This is a genomic window from Virgibacillus halotolerans, assembly GCF_016908515.1.
Lineage (GTDB): Bacteria > Bacillota > Bacilli > Bacillales > Amphibacillaceae > Virgibacillus_M > Virgibacillus_M halotolerans.
Genome location: NZ_JAFBEA010000001.1, coordinates 1,068,180 through 1,091,217 on the forward strand (window position 1 = coordinate 1,068,180; position 23,038 = coordinate 1,091,217).

Sequence of the window (23,038 nt, forward strand, 5' to 3'; positions counted from 1 at the left end):
TATCTTAGCGCTAAACTAATTAGTAACAAGATAGTATTATATGCCGATTTTTCTCACCTGTCAATCATTAATATTCACTTAATATTTATTATGAGATTTAGCCGCTTAAATTCTGTTATGATACATATAAATAGAAGATACATGAAAGGTGGAATTCAGCTTGTCAGATAATCTTAATATCCTGATTATGGGTGGAGATGCAAGGTATTTAGAGGTGATTAGAAAACTTTCTAACGAAGTAGCAAAGCTTTATTTAATCGGTTATGATCAATTAACATTTGATGAGAAGCATGTTAAACAAACAACAATGGAAACAGTTGATTTCGGTATTATTGATGCGATCATTTTACCTGTAGCCGGCACCAATGAAGATGGAAAGATCGAGACAATGTATTCAGATGAAGTGATTTCCCTGACAGAAGACGTGGTTCGTCAAACACCGAACCACTGTACGATTTATACTGGTAACGCTAATGCTTACCTGAAAAATATCACACACGACAAACAGCTTGTTGCTTTATTTTACCGTGACGATCTTGCGGTTTATAATTCCATCCCTACAGCTGAGGGTGCACTCAAGCTGATCATGGAACAGACAGATGTGACAGTCCACGGTTCAAATGTAATGATACTTGGGTTTGGTCGAGTAGGAAAAACCGTTGTGAACCTGTTTTCGTCTGTGGGTGCAAATGTCCGTGTAGCTGTAAGGAAATCCGCTGATATCGCGCGGGTTACGGAAATGGGGTTAACTCCTGTAAAGTTGGAGAAACTCGAACAAGAAATAGTAGGCATGGATACGGTTATTAATACAATCCCCCACCCCGTTATAGATGCAGATATAATCGCAGCAATGGAAACATCCACTTTAATTGTAGATATTGCCTCAGCACCTGGAGGCACAGACTTTGCATTCGCCAAAACACACGGAATAAAAGCAATGCATGCATTGGGACTACCTGGGAAAACTGCGCCTAAATCTGCAGGCAGAATTATTGGTAATGTGCTCCTCGAACTGTTAAGAAAGCAAAAAAAGTAAATCGATGTGATTCTAACGGGTCCATTTCTATCGCAAACATTAAAAATGCAATGAACAATGACCTAAATTGTAGTTATCTTCATTGTGTACTATTTAGGAGGGATTAATTTGAAGGTTAGAAAAGCAAGTAAAGAAGATATAAAAGCAGTGGCAAGGGTTTATGTTGATAGTTGGAGAACTACTTATCAGGGTTTAGTACCATACGATTATTTGGACAAATTATCATATGAAGAAGCGGAACAAAGGTGGCTTACTTTTTTAAATAACGAAAATGACCCCTTTATTTATATTGCAATAAATGATGTAGGAAAAGTTATAGGTTTTGCATCAGGTAAAAGCATAGATAACGAACATTTTGACGGAGAATTATACTCACTTTATCTATTAAAGGAATCTAGAGGTTTAGGTGTAGGAAAAAAATTGGTTTCGGCTATTGCTATGCATTTTGAAGAAAAAGGTATTGCTTCTATGATGGTGTGGGTAATGGAGCAAAATAAATCTGGGCTGGGTTTCTATGAACGTATGGGGGGCAAGAAATATCTCCATAGAAAGAGTGAGTTTGGAGGAACGGTAGTAGATGATGTTGCTTATGGCTGGAAAAATGTCTCCGTATTATGTGTTGAAGAAAAGTAGAACTCAAAAAGTAGCTCAGTTCGAAATGGTGGACTGAGCTACTTTTTATTCGGAGACCAGAATACACCACTTTTAAAGGTTCTGTCTTTTCTACCTATTAACTGCATGTTCATTACATACCCTTGACCCTTCTTAATCTACACTAATTCTTTGTTTTTCTCACTTTTGCTGACAATTGCTGCTCCTGCCAAATCACCAGTAACATTACAAGTTGTAAAAATCATATCTGTTAAAACGTTCACACCAGCTGTCAGCGCAACAATTTCAATGGGAAGTCCCACCTGTGTAAGTACAATGGACAGTCCGATCAATCCGGCACCAGGAACACCTGCAGTTCCGATAGAAGCCAAAGTTCCTGCCAATACAATTGCCAAAATTGCTCCGAAAGTTAATTCAAAGCCAACTATATTTGCAGCAAAAACTGCTCCAACACCAAAATGTATCGCAGAACCATCCATGTTAACAGTCGCTCCGATAGGTAAAGTAAACCTGGAAATAGTAGCATTGATGCCAGCTTTATCGGCAGACTTAATTGTTACTGGAAGCGTCCCAAGACTACTGGATGTTATAAAAGCAGTAATAATTGCTTCTCGAATATTTTTAAAGAACTGCATGACAGGTATTTTAAATAAGAACAGGATGAGCATGTAAACAAGTGCAAATTGAATCGCTACACCTACATAGGAAGCTCCAACATACCTGCTAAGTGAATATAAAACATCAAATCCTTGTTGCCCAATTCTGGAAGCCGCAATCGCAAAAACACCAATTGGCGCATACTGTAAAATCCCTTTCAGAATTCGAAATGTCACTTCTGTTCCAGCATCCAACAACTTCGACAGCATGCTTCCCCAATCACTCACTTTTTGTTCATTCCCATGCTGCATCCCGGAAATGACAAAGCCAATAATCATGGCTACAAAGACAATGCTTAATATATCGCCATTTGCTACAGAGTCGAAAAAGTTTGTTGGTATAATTGCTAGCAGTGTATCAATAAATGACGGTGTTTCAGGCACTTCGACATGGGTTTGTGTCAATTCTAATCCCACCCCTGGGTTAAACAATGTCCCAAGCATAATACCGATTAACATCGCAATTGCTGTCGTTAAAATATAATAGATAAATATTTTGACAGTAACACGTCCCAACTGTTTCGGGTTTGTCATATTCACCGCAGCAATAAGCGTAAAAAGAATTAATGGAACAATAATCATTTGCAAAAGACGAAGGAAAATATCACCGAACGGAGACAACACTTGAGCTTGCGGACCGATAATCAATCCTAAAATTGCACCCAGAATAAACCCAGTAGTAATTTTTAATACAAATGACTTGTCTCTATACCATTTCCATACAGCATACATACTGCCCCTCCTGTGGAAAATAGATTTAATCATCATTTATATGAATCCAAGATAAATGATGTTAGTTAATTAATAATATTCAGATAAAAGGAGGGTTATTACAAGTTATTCCACGCCACTTTCCAATATGAACCTTTTGCACATGTGGGTTTAAAATAAAGTTTGATCATTATATCACTGTGATCTTTCGTAATTGATTATGGAATAGATTGTTTTACCGCCTCAAACTAAAAGAACTCCCAAAATGGAATTATCATTCTTTGTAACCTAAAATCATTTGATTAAATTGGGATAATGGAACGGTTTCAATCTGCAATTCTTCTGCTTTTTTCACTAGGGCATACTCACCATCGTCAGAATGAATAATAACATCAACTTTATAACCATTTGTTCCTTTATTTATCTTTTTCACTTTTATTTGACGAACCAGAATGTCTTCAACTCTTCTTTGTATTCTAACAGGAAGCAGAGCTATATTTACAGACCTCCCTTCCCATTCGGGAATTTCAACAATATTCTTTTCTTGTTTTTCATTAGTAGCAGCTATACTTTGACGCGTGACCGAAACCGTTTCTAAATTTAAATCTTTTGAAACAGCATCAATAAACCACTCATCTGTCTGAATTTCGACTCCCAATTCCTTGGCCTTATCCAATTTACTTCCTGGTCTTTCACCGCAAACAAGCAGAGCCGTTTTAGATGATACACTCCCAGTAACGACTGCCCCGCATTTCGATGCAATTTCTTTCATAAGCACCCTTGGGAAAGGACTTGCACCAGTAAAAACAATGCGTTTTCCTTGAAAAATCGTACTTTTCCCTTCCACATTCGCAGTAGCTTCCACAAAATTTTTGAGCTTACTTGGAGCAACCTTGTACAAAGGCACCCATAAAGTAGGTTTTGCTTTTAAAATGACTTCATAAAGTGCTTTTACATCGTCCAGAGCAACATGTTTTAGTGGTCGATTGATATTATAGAAGGATGATAGATATCCAAGCGAATAAGAAAACAAATCTGGATTTTCATACTTTATAGCGCGTATAGAGTCATAGCATTCATAATCTTCATCCAACCAGCCATAATAAACAAGAAACTTCCGGTCAAAAGAGACATTATGAGCGACAACAGGGTAATTATATCTATTAATAATGTTGCGAAACTGATCTTTCTTTAGATCATCTTCGGAAATATCTGCGTATCCTTCCCCCATGCCCAAATGGATTAATGTCCCGTTTTTGACCTCTGCAATATGCTCGCTTAAAACAACTTCTCCATTCTCTATGACCATTAAAGCAACTTCATAAATGCCCGATTCTACACCAAAATCCATCGTTTCTATGTCTAACAGAATCATATTTTGCAATTTGGTCACCTCTCAGTATTTTAATAGGAATATTTAACACCGTATTTTTCAAGCAGATGGCTATCCAAATCATCTTTACCGCTAAACAGCAAGGATTCTTTTGTAGTTAAGAGATGATAATGGGCACTATATTGGCTTTTCCTGATATTAATTATAAGGGAAAGACTTTTTCCATCCTCACCTTTAAACTGAATCGTATCTCTAAATACAGATTTATACTGATACCTGACAGCTTTGGAACCGTTTTTCTTAACAAGGAACAATGCATTGTTTTTGATATTATGAAACTCTAAATCTTCATCATCGTATAATCCCATTGAACTCCAGTTTTTTGATCCTTCTGTCAAATGAAGCTGCAACATTTCTTCACTCATAAACCCCGTTATATAAACCTTTGTTCCTTTTATATCCAAAATAGCACTTTTTAATTCATTAACCCTGTCTTGCAACACAACTAATCATCTCTCCTTTTTGGTTAGCCAAATATATTTTCATTCTACAATCAGCACTTTATTGAATTGTTACAATCCAGCTTATCGATGTTATTATATCAAACTGTTTTATAAATTATCGACTTTGTTTCAAAGCTACAACACACTCAATCTCTGTCTTCGCGTTATATTTCAAAACAAACTTGGATTCTGATGGCAAAATTTAAATTATAGAATCGGCAAGATCATTATGATTTTATTAGATATCCAGTAAAATTAACCTAGACTTACAACCGTTAACAATTACAAATCATTACAATATTTCCATCAGGATCTCCTATGTTGAACCAGGCAGTATCCGCTGCCCATTCTATTTCTCTTACAATATCAATACCCCTGTCTTTAACATATTGATAAGCTTCATCAATGTTCGGTGCGTAAAAGTTAAAAATCGGACTTGGGCTTATTGTATGTTTGAATCCCGGGTCAAAGGTGTGGTCGTCCAATGTTAGTGATGTTGACCCTACTATCGGTATATTGTAAACAGGTGAAGCCACTTTATCTATATCTACCTCTAATCCTAACAAATCAGCATACCACTTTACCGCTGCCTTCAAATCTGTCACATGAATAAAGACGCTGTTCATCTGATTTTTTACAGGTAAATTTTTTCCCATTTTTAAATCCCCCCTGAATGTTTAGTGAATACTACCCTCGACCCAAATGATGTATTTTCTGCATGTTTTTTGCCGCATAAAATCCGCCTTTAATTGCGGAAAGCCCTTCCATTCCTGGCGTTACAATATAATCAGTAATGCCGTCTTCTAACTGATCAAAAGCAACATATCCCTTATTTAATGCTTTTACGTGCTTATAAATAATCGGCAGTAGCTGGCGTTGTTTCATAACGCCCCCACCTAGGATAATTTTTTCTGGCGATAAAGTAAGAATATAATTCATCAAAGCCTGTGCAATATAGTAACCTTCTAATTCCCAGACTGCCTCATTTTCTGCAAGCAAATGTGCCTTTTGTCCCCATCTTTTTTCAATTGCTGGTCCGGAAGCCAATCCTTCTAGACAATCTTGGTGATAAGGGCAAACACCTGCAAACAGATCATCCGGATGTGTTTGCACCAAAATATGCCCCATTTCTGGATGGCTCATCCCTTCTAAAAATTGTCCATTAATAATCGCACCTGCACCAATTCCTGTGCCAATCGTTATGTATATACAATTTGATAAGCCCTCAGCAGCCCCAAACTTCGCCTCTCCCAATGCTGCCATTGTCACATCGGTTTGAAATACCATCGGAACTTCCATCGTTTCTTTCATGGAATCTAGTATATTAAAATTACGCCACTTGATTTTTGGTGTCGTTGTAATACAGCCATAGTTCGGGGATTGAGTTTGGATTTCTGCAGGTCCAAATGATCCGATTCCCATTGCCGATACGTCATATTGTTTAAAGAAGTCCTTTACATGTTTCATCGTTTCTTCCGGTGTGGTCGTAGGTAGTTCAACTAAATCAACGACATCATAATTCTGATCCCCGACTGCACAAACAAATTTTGTACCGCCAGCTTCAATTGCTCCAAGCATTTTTAACGCTCCTCTCTTTTTTACAAACCATTTACACATGAAACCGTGTCAGCTCTCGATTAGATGCTTTGTACAGTTCAACAGTTCTGGCTCCCAACTGTCATTGGTTTTGATGAGACAGCTGAGTGATGTATTAAGAATGGATTCACCTGCTTTTTCGGACTGTGGAATCAATGCTGTCAACAAATATTTAATAAAAGCACCATGCGTGACGATTAGAATATTTTCATCTGGATGATTGCGAACCACTTCATCTAGGAAGGATGAGCCTCTCTTTATGACGCTATCTGCAGTTTCCATCCCGAGTTCAAACTCTCGCCAATCAGCGCCCCACTTCACAAGACGCTCTTCTTCTGTTGTTCCTTCAATCTGACCACCGCTTCTTTCGCGAAGTCTTGTTTCCAAATAAATTGGTATATCATTACGCTTTCCAATCGCTTCTGCTGTTTGTTGCGCCCGGAGCAGATCACTGGAATAAATCAGGTCCCAATTTTCTTCCCCTATACGTTCGGCGAGTTTTTCCGCTTCTTGTAGTCCAATTTCATCCAATGGAATGTCAGAATGTCCCTGTGCCCGCTTTTCCCTATTCCAATTTGTCGTACCGTGTCGAATAAAACCAATTCTTGTCATATGTATTCATTCCTCCATGAAGTATCGCTAATACTGACATTATCAATTATGTAAGCATACCTTTATTTAATATAAGAAAATTTAATTAAAAAACTTCCAATTAACTAATGCTATTCGAAGTGATTTAGCGTATATTTATAATATAATCGATTTTTGCTAAATTTAACATAGATATTACTTAATTTTTGATTTTTACGGAACCAAACAACACTTTCATCCGTATGATTCATAAGGAATACTTTACCATACATAAAAGGATGTGATCTACATGACCCTTTTCGGTGCGCCAATTGAAAATATTTATTTAACATTACTTATCATTGCAGGAGGCTTAACCGTGCTTTACCTCTTCTTTGGTGACGTATTAGAAGGTATTGGTGAGGCTGTTGGTTTTCTGAACCCTGTACTCATTTTATCTTTTATTACCTTTTTCGCAGCAACAGGATATATATTAGAATTTGTTACACCACTACATAGTATGATTATCGCAGCCATCGCAATTGTACTCGCATTTATTCTGGATACGCTCATGAATGTCTTTATTCTAATTCCGTTGTCTTCTGCGGAAGAATCATTAAGTTATACCGAAGAATCTTTAAGAGGAAAAGTCGGAAAAATTATTATCCCCATTCCCAAAGATGGATTCGGTGAAATTGTAATTGAAAGTAAGTTCGGCATGATTTCAAAGCCGGCCACTGGCATAGAAAACGAAGCCATCGCAGAAGGCATGCAAGTGCTTGTTCTTAAAGTAGAAAAAGGGGTTCTATATGTAGAACCATATGATTATAATGGTTTGGATGCACTTTAATTAAATATATGTTCCAAATGGTGGATTCATATTTTAATAGATATTATAAAAAAATAAGGGGGAAATGAAATGTTTGAAGGAATTTGGATTGTGATTGCAATTGTCGCATTTTTACTAATTGCACTCATTGGTGTTTTCGTTTCGAAATACCGAACCGCCGGACCTGATGAAGCGTTGATTGTAACGGGGAGCTATCTTGGCGGGAAGAATGTACATATTGATGAAGGTGGCAATAAGATAAAAATTATTCGCGGTGGCGGTACATTTGTATTGCCCGTTTTCCAACAGGCGGAGCCACTAAGTTTACTATCCAGCAAGCTGGAAGTTACAACACCTGAGGTCTATACAGAGCAAGGTGTTCCAGTTATGGCTGATGGGACAGCAATATTTAAAATAGGCGGATCCATTAGTGAAATCGCCACTGCCGCCGAACAATTTTTAGGTAAAAAGAAATCAGAACGCGAAAATGAAGCAAAAGAAGTATTAGAAGGCCATCTTCGTTCCATACTCGGTTCGATGACCGTAGAAGAAATTTATAAGAACCGTGACAAGTTTTCCCAGGAGGTTCAACGTGTTGCCTCCCAGGACTTGGCTAAAATGGGATTGATCATTGTATCCTTTACGATTAAAGACGTGAAAGATAAAAATGGCTACTTGGATTCCTTAGGTAAACCACGGATTGCCCAGGTAAAACGGGATGCAGATATTGCAACAGCTGAAGCCGTGAAGGAAACACGTATTAAAGAAGCAATGGCAAACAAAGAGGCCCAGAAGGCGGAGCTTGAGCGTGCAACAGAAATTGCAGAAGCGGAAAAAGAGAATCAATTAAAAACAGCTGATTACCGTCGTGAGTCAGACCTGGCCAGGGCGCGTGCCGACCAATCCTATGATCTGGAAACTGCACGATCCAAACAGGAAGTTACCGAACAGGAAATGCAAATCAAGATCATCGAACGTCAAAAGCAAATCGAATTGGAAGAAAAAGAAATTCTCAGACGAGAAAGACAATATGACTCTGAGGTCAAAAAGAAAGCAGATGCCGATCGTTACGCTGTCGAGCAAGCTGCAACTGCGGATAAGGCAAAACAATATGCGCAAGCAGACGCTAGCAAATATCGTATCGAGACACAAGCCAAAGCTGAAGCTGAACAAGTGCGTGTCGATGGTCTCGCATCAGCTGATGCGCTACGGGCGCAAGGGGAATCAGAGGCAGAGATTATCCGTCTGAAAGGTTTGGCTGAAGCTGAAGCAAAACGCAAAATCGCCGAAGCCTTCGATCAGTACGGGCAAGCTGCAGTGCTTGATATGGTCATGAAAATGCTACCGGAATATGCCAAAGAAGTGGCAGGCCCACTCGGTAACATTGATAAGATTACCGTTGTTGACACTGGTGGTAGTGATAGTAAAGGTGGCGCTAATAAAGTTACCGGCTATGCAACGGATTTGATGTCTACCCTGCAAGAATCACTCAAAGCTTCTTCCGGCATTGACGTGAAAGACTTACTGGAAAACATAGCAGGAAAAAGCAACATGCTCGATGACATCGATCTTGATCGATTAAGATATGAATCAAAAGAAAGCACAGAACAACCAGCAGCAACTGAAGAAAAACAGGATGATAAAGTAGATAAAGAAGAAAAGTAAACATTACGGGGACAGTCCCCCATCTCACTAAAGTGTTAAAGTGATGGGGGACTGTCCCCGTATTCTACTTCTCTAATCAGCAACTTCATTCGTCAACTTACCAATGCCTTCAATTTCAATCTCCACGTTATCTCCCGGGCTCAACGCTCCAACTCCTGAAGGCGTTCCCGTTAATATCACATCACCAGGATTTAATGTCATGACTTTCGTTATCGCTGCAATCACCTTTTCGATAGGATGAATTAAATCATTCGTATTTGAATCCTGTCTAACCTCACCATTCAATGTTAGTTTTATGTTGGCGTTATTTGGATCTAATTCTGTCTCGACACATGGCCCCAATGGTTTAAACGTTTTAAATGACTTTGCCCGAGTAAATTGTCCATCTTTCTTTTGCAAAATCCGATCAGAAACATCGTTACAACATGTGTAGCCAAATACATGGCCAAGTGCCTTTTCCTCGCTTACCTGATAAGCCTCTTTTCCGATAACAATTGCCAGTTCCGCTTCATAATCAATTTTATGATCAAGTGTTGGTAGCTCAATCTTCTCTCCATCTGCAATAATTGCGCCTGGAGAAACCATGAACATCATTGGTTCTTCCGGAATAGCTTTTCCTTGTTCAATGGCGTGTTTCTCATAATTTAATCCAATCACAACCATTTGCTTCGGTGCAACAGGCGGAAGTAGCTTTACCTCTGATAATTGATAGGTTTGATCAAGTTTTTCTGAGTTTCCATCAATGAAATTGCCACTAAGTTTCGTGACCTTTTCCCCGTCTACCATTCCGTACATGGTTTCATTTTCCGCTTCAAATCGGATATATTTCATTTCTTATTCCCTCCACATTGAATTATTTAAATCATCTTTGAAAACTGATTATTTCATCTATCTTATCATGATCCACTCGGAATCTGAAGCATATTGTAAGCAATGGGGAAAAGTGACGCACATTTAGCAGGTCTTATTTCGAAGTTTGGCTCGCTTCACCTGTCTGTAGTTGCGCGTATAAGTAACCCACGAAGATGAAAAATGGATGTCTCCAAAGGCTTGAAATATACCTTTGGAGACATCCTTCTTTTTGCTATTAGCCAATATCTACTGGTTGTCTATTCTTTTGTTCGCTAATATCTGATATCGTTCTATTTTTCCCAGCTTGTATACCACAAATAAAAATAATGCCTCCTACAACGCCCAGCACAACAAGCGGAAGTATCCAACTATTATTGTAATCATGAAGCGCGCCGAATAAAACAGGTCCGGATGCAGCCATTAAATAACCGAATGATTGTGCCATACCGGACATTTCAGATGCTTGCTGACCGCTCGTAGTTCGTAAACTAAAAAACATCATGGATAAACTAAATGCGGCACCTGCCCCGATTCCCAATGATATTACTGCGACAGGAATAAGTACCGAATTACCTAAAATCAATCCTAGTACACCAAAGATAAATAATCCTCCTGTTATACCACTAAGTAATTTCTGGTTAGACATTTTCTCCGCAATAATTGGTACGATAAACGTAATTGGAATAAGTGAAAACTGCATAAGTGAAAGCATCCATCCCGCTGCACTAGCACCATATCCATGCGTTTGAAGAATTCCGGGTAACCATGTTATTAACGTATAAAAAACTAATGATTGCATGCCCATAAATATCGTAATATACCAGGCTAGAGGAGATTTCCATATACTGTGTTTCTCCTGCGGCTTTGTGTCTACTGCTTTAGGTGAATCCGTTTGTTTTCGTAACTGTGGAATCCAAACGAGAAGTGCCGCAATAGAAAGAATACCCCAAAATGCTAATGATCCTTTCCACCCTATTCCAGAAATAGATGAGATTGGCACACTTAACCCAGAGGCTAACGCACCAAATAAATTCATAAATACGGCGTATATACCTGTCATCAAACCAATTTTAAGCGGAAAATTCATTTTAATAAACCCGGGTAATAAAACGTTTCCGATTGCGATTGCTAAGCCAATTAATACGGTGCCAACAAACAATAAAGTGACACCGAAAAAGGAGCGAATGACGAGTCCGGCTGTTAATAAGATTAAAGAAAAGAATATGGTCCATTCCATCCCAATTCGATTCGCAATCTTCGGTGCGAATGGAGAAAGTAATGCAAAAGCCAGTAATGGTAGTGTAGTGATTGTCCCGGCCAGTGTATTGCTGAGTCCTAGGTCCTCACGAATAAATGACATCAAGGACCCGACTGAAGTTAGAGGCGCTCTGAGATTGGAGCCAATTAATATGATTCCTATCAATAGTGCCCAACTAGCTGTTTTGTTTTGTTTATTGCTATCTAAAGTTGCTATATTTTTTTCCAATACTAACCCTCCGTTATATTTGTAAACCTCTTTTTAAATGTATGAATATATTCATTCACATAAGTGGATGCACCGTGTATATCTTGTTCGCAAATAGCTTCCAGTAGTTCATGATGAATTTCGTTATCATAACTAAACTGCGAATCCAACATGATGTCATGAATCGAAGTATAAATAGCATCTGTCATATGTTCATATAAATCTAGTAACACTTGATTTTTTGCAGCTTTTACGATCATTTGGTGAAATGAGATATCTGCGGAGATAAATGCTTCCAGATCTTTTATTTCTGCGGCAGCTTGACACTGTTTAATATATTCCTGCAGTTTCTTTACATCAGCTTCACTCCTTCGTTTAGCAGCCAACTGAGCAGCTTCTCTTTCTAACGCTAAACGAACTTCTAATGTCTCTATTAGACTCGATTTTTCAAAGTGACGATGCAATGCAACACCGAGGGAACTCTTCGAACGGACTACTGTTCCGCTTCCTTGTTTTGTTTCCAAAAGACCAGCATGTACTAACGCACGGATGGCTTCCCTTAATGTATTTCTGCTAACACCAAATTCTTCCATCAATTGCATTTCCGGTGGTAATTTGTTGCCCACTGCCCAATGTCCATTTCCAATTAATTCTTCCATTTGTGATGCTACTTGCTCAACCAAAGATACACGGCTCGTTTTCTTTAACATTTTACACGCTCCTAAAGTTGTAGGATGATTGGTATATAGGATATATTATCACGACTTTATTTCTGTGTAAATTTAAAAGATAATTCACATATATTGCTTCGCTGCCTTATTAATCAAATTATTCAGGTAGTAAAAGGGACGGCTATGTTATCATTAAATAAGAATCATACTAACGAACGATGGCAAGCATAAGAACACGGATATTTGAAGGGAGAAGATACAAATGAAACCAACAGAATCATCGAAACACACCTTATTCACCGATGCATTTACACGAGACCCTTATCCCGCATATACGAGGCTAAGAGAGGAAGCACCCGTTTCCTATGTACTACTTCCAGATGGCCAATACGCGTGGATGATCACGAAATATGACGATGCGCTTGCAGCATTAAAAGATCAAAGGTTCATAAAAGATTTCACAAAACTTACTGGTAACAACATGGAACATAGCAGTGTCTTTAGCCAAAATATGCTTTTTGCGGATATGCCTGATCATAAACGATTACGCGGACTCGTTTCCAAAGCATTCACACCGCAAATGATTGCTGGTATGCGCGATCGTATCCAGGAAATTACCGATGAACTGCTTGATCACATTGCAGATAAAGATAAGATAGATCTTATTGATGTGTTTGCATTCCCCCTACCGATTATCGTCATCTGTGAGATGCTAGGGATTCCGACCGAGGATCGTGATAAGTTTCGCATTTGGTCCAATTCAATGATAGAAGGCTCAAATGGTGAATTCGCTCAAAATATGGAACAACACATGAAGGATTTTGTTGCTTACCTCGGAAAAAGGTTTGCGATTATGCGAGAAAGTCCAGGTGAGGATTTGATTAGTAAACTGCTTGTTTCAGAAGAACAAGGGGACCAATTAACAGAGCAGGAGCTATACGGCGTCGTGTCACTATTAATTATTGCCGGTCACGAAACGACCGTAAATTTAATTGGCAATAGTGTGATGGCTTTATTAGAGAACCCAAAGCAGATGGCTTTATTAAAAGAACAACCAGTATTGATTCATACTGCGATAGAAGAAGTGTTACGCTATAATGATCCCGTTGAATTTAGTACATCACGTTGGGCAGGAGCGGATTTAGATTTCAAAGGGGAATCCATTCGTAAAGGGGATTTAGTGATTGTCGTTCTTAATTCAGCAAATCATGATCCAAATCAATTTAAAGACCCGGAAATATTTGATATTACACGGCAAAAAAGCAGACATTTAGCCTTTGGCAAGGGCATTCACGCTTGTCTTGGCGCTCCACTTGCCCGGTTGGAAGGTGAAATAGCCATTAATAGTCTGCTAAGGCGCTTCCCTAGTATGACATTGAATGAAGATAAGGAAAATCTTGAATGGCGTGCAGGCATGATCGTTAGAGGCGTTAAGGAACTGCCTATATCTACATAAACGATCTAAGAAAAAGAGGAGGAACCTAGCATCAGCCAGATTCCTCCTCTTTGCTATTATTTTATTCTGTCAATAATGGATAAACGCCCTCTTCATCATGTGTTTCTGTCCCAACTAGTGGTGGGTTGAATACACACACCATACGCATTTGCGTTTTTGCCCGAAGATAATGTTTATCGTGTTCGTCTAAAACATAAATTGTACCGGCTTTTAACGGGTAAACATCTCCGGTTTCAATCTTTTCAATTTCTCCTTCGCCTTCGATACAATAAACCGCTTCAATATGGTTTTTATACCAGAAATAGCTTTCAGTACCTGCTTTAATAATCGTGTCGTTTACACTAAAACCAACACCATCTTTTTTCGATAAAAATCTGCGGCTTGCCCATGTTTCACCTGTTGTTTCGTCTTCTGTTCCTACAATATCTTCTAGTGATCTTACAATCATTTCTATCTCTCCTTTGTCGTCTAAGCGTTATATTTTGTAATATTTATTTGTAAATTAGGATGCAAGTACTTGTGCAATACTTTCGTCAAGAATACGCAAGCCTTCTTCCAGTCCTTCGAAATCTATGATTAGCGGTGGAAGGAATTTAACAACCTCATCATTAGGACCTGACGTTTCTACAATTAACCCACGTTTAAATGCTTCTGCACATATGTCAACTGCTAGTGAATCAACGCCAAGGGCGATCCCTTGCATTAACCCTCTACCACGCGCTTCCCCTTTTAATTCTGGGTATTTTTTTATCAGCGTTTCAATGAAATTACTAAGGAATTCTGCCTTTTCTTTAATCGCAATACTAAATGCATCATCTTCCCAATTCTTTAGCGCTTCTGTTGCAGCAATAAATGCCAAGTTATTTCCGCGAAATGTTCCGTTATGTTCACCTGGGCCCCATTGGTCATATTCCGGTTTGATTAGTGTGATTGCCATTGGCAGTCCAACGCCGCCAATTGATTTGGATAGGCAAACAACATCCGGATTGATTCCAGCAGGCTCAAAGCTAAAGAATGTACCTGTTCTACCACATCCCGCTTGAACGTCATCAATGATTAATAAAATATCCCAGCGTTTACAGATGCTTTCCACCTTTTTCAACCATTCTAACCGTGCAGCATTAATCCCACCTTCACCTTGTACCGTTTCCAAGATGATTGCTGCCGGCAATGCCACGCCACTTCCACTATCTTCTAAAAATCGGTCCAAGTAAGCAATTGAATCCTGATCTTCCACATAATCATCGAATGGCATTGATACGGTATGGTGAAGTGGAATTCCTGCACCATGTCGTTTAAATGAGTTACCTGTAACAGAAAGTGAACCAATTGTCATGCCATGAAATGCGTTCGTAAAACTGATCACTGTATCCCGTCCGGTTACTTTTCGAGCTATTTTCAATGCGCTTTCAACAGTGTTTGTACCTGTTGGTCCGGGAAACATTATCTTATAATCCAGATTACGTGGCTCTAGAATGGTTTTCTTAAACTGTTCCAGAAATTCTTTCCTCGGATTTGTTCCCATATCCAAGCTGTGAATAATACCATCATTCTGAATGTATTCAATCATCTTTGCCTGCATTTTGTCATCGTTATGACCATAATTCAATGTACCCGCACCTGCAAAGAAATCAATGTATTCTCTTCCATCTATGTCCCACAGCTTGTATCCTTTGGCCTTTTCAAAAATCGTTGGCCAACTACGGCTGTAACTTCTCACTGCTGATTCAATTTCCTCAAATGTTTTCATCTTCGATTCTGCTACTGCTCCGACTGACACACAAATCACCCTTATCCTTTATTTTTGTAATTTAATTGGTCCTATTCTGAATAGAATTTCCTCTTCATGATCTTCTTCTTCATTTGGGAAATCTTCAGCCAAAATATAATCAGATATTACACAATTACTCTCAAGCTTGTTTGCAAGCCCCCAGAATAAATGATTTGATGGGGTATTTGACGGGGACACAGTCGCTTCTAAATAATCAAGTTGTTGATCGAAATCGCGATTCAGCAATTCAAACAACATCTTGGTTGCTAATCCTTGTCCTTGTTCGGATTCATTCACAGCCACCTGCCAGATGAACAGCGTATCCCTTGTATCCGGATGTATAAACCCGGAAATAAAGCCAACAATCTTCCCTTCTCTTTCGGCTACAATGGATGTTTCGGAAAAAATTTCACACCACATAATATAGCTGTAGGAAGAATTAAGATCCAGGACGCCTGTCTGTTTCACAAGTTCCCAAACCGGAGCGCCATCTTCTTTATTTGGCTTACGAAAATGAAATTTCGTTTCTGGTTCTTTTACATTTACTTTACTCGTTTCAACTGAATAGATGCTCTCACCTCCAAGTTTTTTAGAAAACTTCGCATTCATTATGCCTTTAATCGCGAGTGCCTTCGTTGCCCTTATACATGAGGAAAGTTTTAATTTTTCCGCTCTGTTAAAACAACACATCTATTAGCTTAAAGTTAATGCTTACTTCCGTCAAAACGAATTAAACATCATATAGCGTGATTAATCATTATCAAGTACGTTTAGTGGGGTCTCAGGGGGGAATGCCTTTTAATAGCTGTAAATTGCATGGAATATGCGGAATTTTTAGGAGGTACCAACAATATAGTAAAAAGAGATCAAAAGGTATTAAGCCGCATCCATACAGTTTTCAAGTCTTTATTCCAATGTCATTCATGCAATAATCAAGCATCTTTACTTAGGCACCTGTATTCCAATTCCACAGAAATAATATATACATGCGACTAGATTTCTTTCAAAAGATGTTAATTCTACCTGCATCGTTATGCAAAAAGGACACAACGTCTCCTTTATTCGAGTGACATGATATTCAATCTATAGTATAATCATAGGAATTATATGATTCTTTAATAAATGCTTTAGCAGCCAGGGGGAATAATCATGATAGAAATGAAGCATATCTCAAAAACATATACACGAAAAGGAGTAGAAACAGAAGCACTTCATCAGGTGAACTTGAAAGTAAATGAAGGGGATATTTATGGAGTTATCGGCTATAGCGGCGCAGGGAAAAGTACACTGATCCGTATGATTAACTTTTTAGAAAAACCGACCAGTGGTCAAGTTTTTATTAATGGTATAGATCTTGGTTCATATAGCACGAGTCAATTAAGGGATGCCAGAAAAAATATCGGCATGATTTTCCAGCATTTTAATTTACTGAATTCAAAAACAATTTTTCAAAATGTTGCTATTCCCCTCGTTTTATCTAAAGTAAATAAAACTCAAATCAAGGATCGCGTGTTGGAGTTGCTTGATTTTGTTGGGTTAGCAGATAAGGCTGAAAGCTATCCAAATGAATTATCGGGCGGCCAAAAACAGCGAATTGGCATCGCCCGGGCTTTGGCATCCAACCCTTCCGTATTATTATGTGATGAAGCAACATCGGCGCTGGATCCACAAACAACCGATTCGATTTTAAATTTACTTAAAAAGATAAATGAGGAATACAACATAACTATTTTGATCATTACACATGAGATGAGTATCATTCAAAAAGTTTGTAATCGTGTAGCTGTGATGGAGAATGGAGAAATCATTGAGGAAGGAAATGTTTTAGATGTTTTCGGATCACCTCAACAAACTTCAACGAAAAAGTTTGTTCAAACCGTCATCCATGATGAAATTCCTGCCAGTGTTAAAAATAAAATAAAGGACGTTCCCAACAGTCGATTATTTAAAGTACCTTTTGATCAAAATGACACAAATCCGATTGTGAATGATCTGATTCGAACCTTTAACATTACGGTAAACATTGTTTTTGCGAGTATCAATGAAATTAAGGATGATACGATTGGTTATCTGGTTTTGCAACTTATCGGTGAGAAAGATCTATTAGAGAAGGCTGCAGGCTATTTAAGCCATCCTGAAATTGGCGCGAAGGAGTTGGCTAAATAATGTTTGAAACAACAGTTACCATGGATCAGTTTATCCAATCCATGATCGATACATTTTATATGGTTGGATTTTCACTTGTGATCGGTTCTATCATTGGTATTCCACTTGGCATCTTGCTTGTTGTAACCCGCCCCGGTGGCATCATTGAAAGTAAACTTTTTTATAAAATAATGAACCCGATTGTAAATATATTCAGATCGCTGCCATTCATTATTTTACTCGTTGCAATTATCCCGTTCACACGGTTAATTGTCCATACCTCGATTGGAACACCGGCAGCAATCGTTCCGCTTATCATTTATATTGCACCATTTATCGCTCGGGTAGTAGAGAACTCGATCCTGGAAGTGGATGATGGAATTATAGAAGCGGCAGAATCCATGGGAGCAACGCCATTCCAAACCATCTGGTATTTCCTTATCCCAGAGGCCCTGGGTTCATTAATTCTAAGTTTAACAACAGCGACAATTGGATTGCTTGGTGCCACTGCGATGGCAGGCGCAGTTGGTGGCGGCGGGATTGGTGATTTAGCAATCAGCTATGGCTACCAGCGATTTGATTCCTTTATTATGCTGGTTACAGTAGTTGTTTTAATTGTATTTGTCCAAGTTATGCAGTCGTTTGGTAATTGGCTTGCCGCTAAAGTAAGAAGAGAATAGAAAAAACGCGTCACCAATAGGTGTGACGCGTTTTTTCGTTACTATTGAAGTTCTTCTGGAATAAACCAGTAATCACTATCATTATGTTCTTCCATATATTCCTTAAATTCATCAGATTCGTAGGCATCTTTTACAGCTTGTGCCCATTCACTGTCTTCGTCATCTCCATTAACAACAACGACTAATTCCAATTCCTTTAAAATATCTTCGGAAAGTAAGCTAGTAGAAGCATCTAAACCGGATGAATATACAATACTTCCAGGAATAACCCCATAATCCAAATCATCCATTGATCGTGGTATTTGCGCTGAGTCCATTTCAGTAATTTTTATATCCTTGTAATTTTCTTCGATATCTTGTTGTGTTGCTTTGACTAGTTCCACATCATCTTTAATTTTTATTAAGTCTGCTTTTTGCAGTAGTGCATACGCTCTGGCGGCATTGGATGGATCATTTGGAATGCCTACAACATCACCTGCGTCAATATCATCTAAAGAAGATTTTTCCCCTGGATAAATACCGGTTGGCACGGTAGGAATTGGTGTTAAGGCAACAAGGTCAGCACCCTTTTCCTCATTAAAATTCTCCATATAGGCGGTGTGTTGATCCACGTTAAGATCCACAGATCCTTCATCTAACGCTATATCTGCTTGCAATAACTCTGTAAAATCAACGTCCTCAACAGTGTACCCTTGATCCTCCAGGATTGGTTTAATGCCATCTAAAAATAATTCACTATAAGGACCGGGTGACGTGCCGACTGTAAATGTTGTCTTCTCCCCTTCAGCGGTATCATCCTCTCCGCCACATGCAGCTAACACGAAAATAAATAACAAAAAAACCGATGTTAAAACCCCAATTTTAAACTTTTTCATTCCCCATCTCCTCACATTACATTTTTATTTTATTCATACTTTACTACTAGGTATAATATGATTAATGATTATATTATACAACTTTCTTACTATTGTCAATTAATTTTCAATCAATCGAACAATTTCACCCTTTTAGATTCATGATAAATGGTAAATTGAAAACCGCTCATATGGATTATTATCATATAATCGTGAAACAAACAATTCCTGTTTCAATTGAAATGGTGTATTGTTCTCCAAAAAATAGATGTAATCCTCTGATGCATAATATAATATCAGTTCAACTTCCCGTGGGGATTCCTCTGTGGAACGTAAAATATTTTGAATGATTTTCATGAAAATTTGGACAGAAAAGGGATTAAAAAAATAAAATCGATTGTCTGAATCAGCAATTTCATATACTTCAGCCAGTTCATGATGAAATTGAATGGTCTCTTGGCCTTTTTTCGTTTTCTTCATATACTTTTTCTTATTTTTAACAGCCTGCTGATAAAACGTATCATCCATTTCGACCCCTTTCACTCTTATTTTTTTAAAATAATGGATAAAGAAGCATAACCTTCCTTTTCCTGCACCAAAGTCAACCATACAATCATCTTGTTTGAATTCATATTGCTCCAATAGCAATTCCAATACCTCATATTCCGTTGGCTCGTATGGGTGATTGTGTGATAACGCATCATATTCCTTTTGGTATCCACCGGTTTTTATATGTAGCAGCTTTTCATAATAATGTTCTTTCATTGGCCCGCGCTCCATCCTTTATTTATATGAATATAGTGCGATTTTGAACAACCTCTTATAGCAAAAAGCACCCCATGTTTCGGAGTGCTTTCCTCTATTGATTCATCATTGTTCATCGTTCAACTTAGCTTCAATTTTTTCCATGATTTCACCGGCTTTTTCCCATTTTCCTTCAGCCATCGCATCACGATAATCATCAAATAGCGTTGAAATTTCCTGTAGCATTTCTTGCGCCTCAAGGATAGGCTCAGTTTCTTCTTCCTGACCTTCCTCCTGGTCCGTTTCTTCTTTATTTTTATCCTCTTCTTTATCTTTTCCTTTATCGGTAGCATCCGGGTCAACAGCACTTAATATTTTTTCAAGTGCCTGATCAAATGTTTCTTCCATTACAATTTGCTCTCCATAAGCCATAACGACTTGTTTCACCTCGGGAAGAGAAGTTTTATTGGAAGACTCGATATAGATAGGTTCCACATACAATACAGTATCTTCAATCGGGATCGCAAGTAGATTTCCTCTAATTACCTTCGAACCACCTTGTGACCAAAGATTCATTTGTTGGGAAATATGGCTATCTTGATTAATTCGATTTTCGATTTGCTGTGGTCCATAAATATTCTTTTGTTTCGGAAAGCGATAAACAACCTTTTCGCCATAATGTTCCCCATCATTACGTACCCCGATCCAGGAAATCATATTCTGCCGATTTTTTGGTGTATAAGGCTTCATCAAAACAAACTCTTCCTCATCGTGATCCGGCAATGTCATCGTAATATAATAAGGTTCCATTTCAATATCTTCGTCAAAATATTTTTCGGTCGGAGACTGCCAATAATCTTCCCGATTATAAAATATTTCCAAATTGGACATATGATAGGTTCCATACATATTTGCTTCAATGTTAAACAACATTTCCGGATAGCGGAAGTGTGCTTGTATATCTTCAGGCACATCCTCTGTAAATAGATCCGGGAATATCTTTTGATAAGTTTGCAGCAAAGGTTCATCCGGTTCCGCTATATAGAAATTAACTTCCCCACTATAAGCATCAATGACTACCTTCACTGAATTCTTGATATAATTTTCATTACCTGCGTGTGGTTCCGAGTAAGGATAACGTTCACCTGACAAATAAGCATCCATCATCCAGGCAAGCGTACCATCTTCACGCACAAAGATATATGGATCATCATCATATTGGAAAAATGGTGCAATCCGTTTTACGCGGTCCATAATATTCCTTGTAGCTAATAGCTGGCTCTCCTTTGTCAGCTGATCAGAAACGAACATCCGGAATGATCCCTCATCTAGCGCAAACAAAAACTTGTTCAGACCTTTCAAAGGAATACCTGACTTTTCTTCAAAACGAGATGACTTATTTTCATCCCCGGTTGGATAATCAAATTCATCCACCTTCGAATTGACAATCACGTTTGGATAATCTTCCTCACCAAAGTAGATTTGGGGACGTGTTACATCTAATACCCCTTCAGATGGGATGTTTTTCATCATATATTCTGGTTGCCCTTCTTTGGTTACTTTGTTGACATGACTCATGGCAACGCCATAGCCATGGGTATATCTTAATGTCCGGTTTACCCAAGTTTGTGCCTGTGATGGTAAGTCCGCTGTACTCAACTCTCTAGCACCGACGAAAACCTGTTCATACTTCCCATCAATTTGATATCGATCAATGTCCATCCCATTAAACTTATAGTACGTACGGAACGTTTGCAGCTGATTATAAATATCAAGCAATGGCCGTGAATCGTTGAGTCTTACATTATCAATCGTTAACTGATTGCGTTTGATCAGATCCGTGGTCAGGGTATCGTTACCCGGATTTTCCTTTTCTTCAATCGTATCTAAATCATAAGCTGTTCTCGTAAACTTCAAATTATGTTCCAGATAGGGCTTTTCTTTAGCGAATTCGTTTGGTGATACAATGAAGCTCTGTGTAACGATCGATGCACCTTGACCAACAATGACAAAAGCAATATATACAATCACAGGTACCATGATCGAATTCAATTTGCCTTTAACAAGTGCAACAATCATCCAAATCGTCGTGATAATCGCAACCGCTGCAAGAATGTAAGATTTTGGAATGTTAATTACTTTATCCGTATAGCTTAATCCTGATACAACACTCTTCTGAAAAATATTGACATAATCTGTCAACAGTGTTTCATATGGTGCAAGTAAATGAATTCCAGCTAGAAGCAGACCAATAAATGCCAAGGTCACACCCATATGTATTTGTGCGGAACGATTCATTCGGTAGATATTGAATGCCGAATACACCCCGATCTCGAGTAACAAGAAAAAGATACCAAGGCCAAGCAAAACATAGATCGCAAACTTGATAAATGGCAGGACAAACATATAAAAAGACACGTCCATACCGAAATAGGGATCCGTTTTCCCAAATGATACATGCTTCAGCATTTTCAGTGCGGGCTCCCAGCCGACTCCCTGTACAATACTACTGCCAAGTGCACCAATCAGGATCGCTCCAATCAGCATAATCCAATTACTTAGTTTACGCTTGGGAAAGCCTGGTGGTAAATGCTGTGGGCCAAAGTGGCTAACGTAGGAACGCCGGATCCACCATAGCGAGAAATATGTAACTACCGCAAAAAGAATAAATCCGCTTGCACCAAGGACCATTTTACTGGAGAAAATCTTCAGGTACACGCCACCAAAGTCCAATGTATCCATCCAAATATAATTGGTAACCCAGTGAAAACCGGAAAACACAATGAGCAGAAGCACAAAGATAATACCCGCAATCACTCCAAAACGCTTTCCAAATTGCTTCATCTTCTGCAATTGTGCCTCCGTAAAAAGTTGATTATTATTCAAAAA

General features: G+C 38.5%; 22 protein-coding genes. 7 read left to right on the plus strand and 15 right to left on the minus strand.

Annotation, left to right across the window (positions count from 1 at the left end):
- The first annotated feature begins 160 nt into the window (after positions 1 to 160).
- Entirely contained in the window at positions 161 to 1,036 is an 876-nt protein-coding gene (gene dpaA, locus JOC34_RS05935) for a dipicolinic acid synthetase subunit A (protein ID WP_205135781.1), read from the plus strand.
- Positions 1,037 to 1,144: 108 nt separating this feature from the next.
- Entirely contained in the window at positions 1,145 to 1,669 is a 525-nt protein-coding gene (locus tag JOC34_RS05940) for a GNAT family N-acetyltransferase (RefSeq protein WP_205135782.1), read from the plus strand.
- A 137-nt stretch (positions 1,670 to 1,806) separates the two neighbouring features.
- Here JOC34_RS05940 and JOC34_RS05945 read toward each other — a convergent pair whose 3' ends face one another.
- From JOC34_RS05945 to JOC34_RS05970, 6 genes are all read right to left on the minus strand, one after another.
- Positions 1,807 to 3,036, minus strand: a complete 1,230-nt coding sequence (locus tag JOC34_RS05945; protein WP_205135783.1) for a dicarboxylate/amino acid:cation symporter — start codon at positions 3,034 to 3,036, stop codon at positions 1,807 to 1,809.
- Between the two features lie 253 nt (positions 3,037 to 3,289).
- On the minus strand, positions 3,290 to 4,390 hold the full coding sequence (locus JOC34_RS05950) for a BRCT domain-containing protein (RefSeq protein ID WP_239544148.1): 1,101 nt from the start codon (positions 4,388 to 4,390) through the stop codon (positions 3,290 to 3,292).
- A 29-nt stretch (positions 4,391 to 4,419) separates the two neighbouring features.
- On the minus strand, positions 4,420 to 4,851 hold the full coding sequence (locus JOC34_RS05955) for a hypothetical protein (RefSeq protein WP_205135785.1): 432 nt from the start codon (positions 4,849 to 4,851) through the stop codon (positions 4,420 to 4,422).
- A 275-nt stretch (positions 4,852 to 5,126) separates the two neighbouring features.
- Positions 5,127 to 5,507 carry a VOC family protein gene (locus JOC34_RS05960; RefSeq protein ID WP_205135786.1) on the minus strand — a complete coding sequence of 127 codons (381 nt, stop codon included), beginning with the start codon at positions 5,505 to 5,507 and terminating at the stop codon, positions 5,127 to 5,129.
- Between the two features lie 31 nt (positions 5,508 to 5,538).
- A complete protein-coding gene (locus JOC34_RS05965) occupies positions 5,539 to 6,429 on the minus strand; it encodes an ROK family protein (protein WP_205135787.1) in 891 nt (296 codons plus the stop codon).
- Between the two features lie 48 nt (positions 6,430 to 6,477).
- Complete coding sequence (locus JOC34_RS05970; protein ID WP_205135788.1) at positions 6,478 to 7,059, minus strand: histidine phosphatase family protein; 582 nt, start codon at positions 7,057 to 7,059, stop codon at positions 6,478 to 6,480.
- A gap of 268 nt (positions 7,060 to 7,327) precedes the next feature.
- Here JOC34_RS05970 and JOC34_RS05975 point away from each other — a divergent pair, with 268 nt between their 5' ends.
- Positions 7,328 to 7,867 carry an NfeD family membrane protein gene (locus JOC34_RS05975; RefSeq protein ID WP_205135789.1) on the plus strand — a complete coding sequence of 180 codons (540 nt, stop codon included), beginning with the start codon at positions 7,328 to 7,330 and terminating at the stop codon, positions 7,865 to 7,867.
- A gap of 69 nt (positions 7,868 to 7,936) precedes the next feature.
- The gene (locus tag JOC34_RS05980) at positions 7,937 to 9,511 is read left to right on the plus strand and encodes a flotillin family protein (RefSeq protein ID WP_205135790.1); all 1,575 of its coding nucleotides are present in this window, start codon (positions 7,937 to 7,939) and stop codon (positions 9,509 to 9,511) included.
- Between the two features lie 72 nt (positions 9,512 to 9,583).
- Here JOC34_RS05980 and JOC34_RS05985 read toward each other — a convergent pair whose 3' ends face one another.
- The 3 genes from JOC34_RS05985 to JOC34_RS05995 all read right to left on the minus strand — a co-directional run bounded on the left by JOC34_RS05985 (position 9,584) and on the right by JOC34_RS05995 (position 12,538).
- Positions 9,584 to 10,342 (minus strand): fumarylacetoacetate hydrolase family protein, encoded by a 759-nt coding sequence (locus tag JOC34_RS05985; RefSeq protein WP_205135791.1) that lies wholly within the window; start codon positions 10,340 to 10,342, stop codon positions 9,584 to 9,586.
- A 256-nt stretch (positions 10,343 to 10,598) separates the two neighbouring features.
- On the minus strand, positions 10,599 to 11,849 hold the full coding sequence (locus JOC34_RS05990; protein ID WP_239544072.1) for a CynX/NimT family MFS transporter: 1,251 nt from the start codon (positions 11,847 to 11,849) through the stop codon (positions 10,599 to 10,601).
- Positions 11,850 to 11,851: 2 nt separating this feature from the next.
- Entirely contained in the window at positions 11,852 to 12,538 is a 687-nt protein-coding gene (locus tag JOC34_RS05995) for a FadR/GntR family transcriptional regulator (protein ID WP_205135792.1), read from the minus strand.
- Between the two features lie 223 nt (positions 12,539 to 12,761).
- Between JOC34_RS05995 and JOC34_RS06000 the strand changes: the two genes are divergently transcribed.
- The gene (locus JOC34_RS06000) at positions 12,762 to 13,955 is read left to right on the plus strand and encodes a cytochrome P450 family protein (RefSeq protein WP_205135793.1); all 1,194 of its coding nucleotides are present in this window, start codon (positions 12,762 to 12,764) and stop codon (positions 13,953 to 13,955) included.
- Positions 13,956 to 14,016: 61 nt separating this feature from the next.
- Here the strand turns inward: JOC34_RS06000 and JOC34_RS06005 are convergent, their stop codons facing one another.
- From JOC34_RS06005 to ectA, 3 genes are read right to left on the minus strand one after another with little or no spacing between them, the layout of a single operon-like run.
- Positions 14,017 to 14,403, minus strand: a complete 387-nt coding sequence (locus JOC34_RS06005) for an ectoine synthase (protein WP_205135794.1) — start codon at positions 14,401 to 14,403, stop codon at positions 14,017 to 14,019.
- 54 nt (positions 14,404 to 14,457) lie between these two features.
- Positions 14,458 to 15,705: a diaminobutyrate--2-oxoglutarate transaminase gene (gene ectB, locus JOC34_RS06010; protein ID WP_205135940.1), complete on the minus strand. Its 1,248-nt coding sequence runs from the start codon at positions 15,703 to 15,705 to the stop codon at positions 14,458 to 14,460.
- 48 nt (positions 15,706 to 15,753) lie between these two features.
- On the minus strand, positions 15,754 to 16,335 hold the full coding sequence (gene ectA, locus JOC34_RS06015) for a diaminobutyrate acetyltransferase (RefSeq protein ID WP_205135795.1): 582 nt from the start codon (positions 16,333 to 16,335) through the stop codon (positions 15,754 to 15,756).
- Positions 16,336 to 16,875: 540 nt separating this feature from the next.
- Between ectA and JOC34_RS06020 the strand changes: the two genes are divergently transcribed.
- Complete coding sequence (locus JOC34_RS06020) at positions 16,876 to 17,892, plus strand: methionine ABC transporter ATP-binding protein (RefSeq protein ID WP_205135796.1); 1,017 nt, start codon at positions 16,876 to 16,878, stop codon at positions 17,890 to 17,892.
- Positions 17,892 to 18,551, plus strand: coding sequence for a methionine ABC transporter permease (locus JOC34_RS06025; protein ID WP_205135797.1), 660 nt, complete (start codon positions 17,892 to 17,894; stop codon positions 18,549 to 18,551). Before JOC34_RS06020 ends, JOC34_RS06025 begins: the two co-directional genes overlap by 1 nt.
- A 41-nt stretch (positions 18,552 to 18,592) precedes the next feature.
- Here the strand turns inward: JOC34_RS06025 and JOC34_RS06030 are convergent, their stop codons facing one another.
- The 3 genes from JOC34_RS06030 to JOC34_RS06040 all read right to left on the minus strand — a co-directional run bounded on the left by JOC34_RS06030 (position 18,593) and on the right by JOC34_RS06040 (position 23,035).
- Entirely contained in the window at positions 18,593 to 19,426 is an 834-nt protein-coding gene (locus JOC34_RS06030; protein WP_205135798.1) for a MetQ/NlpA family ABC transporter substrate-binding protein, read from the minus strand.
- 138 nt (positions 19,427 to 19,564) lie between these two features.
- The gene (locus JOC34_RS06035; RefSeq protein ID WP_205135799.1) at positions 19,565 to 20,170 is read right to left on the minus strand and encodes a methyltransferase; all 606 of its coding nucleotides are present in this window, start codon (positions 20,168 to 20,170) and stop codon (positions 19,565 to 19,567) included.
- 105 nt (positions 20,171 to 20,275) lie between these two features.
- Complete coding sequence (locus JOC34_RS06040) at positions 20,276 to 23,035, minus strand: UPF0182 family membrane protein (RefSeq protein WP_338062636.1); 2,760 nt, start codon at positions 23,033 to 23,035, stop codon at positions 20,276 to 20,278.
- Positions 23,036 to 23,038: the final 3 nt, after the last annotated feature.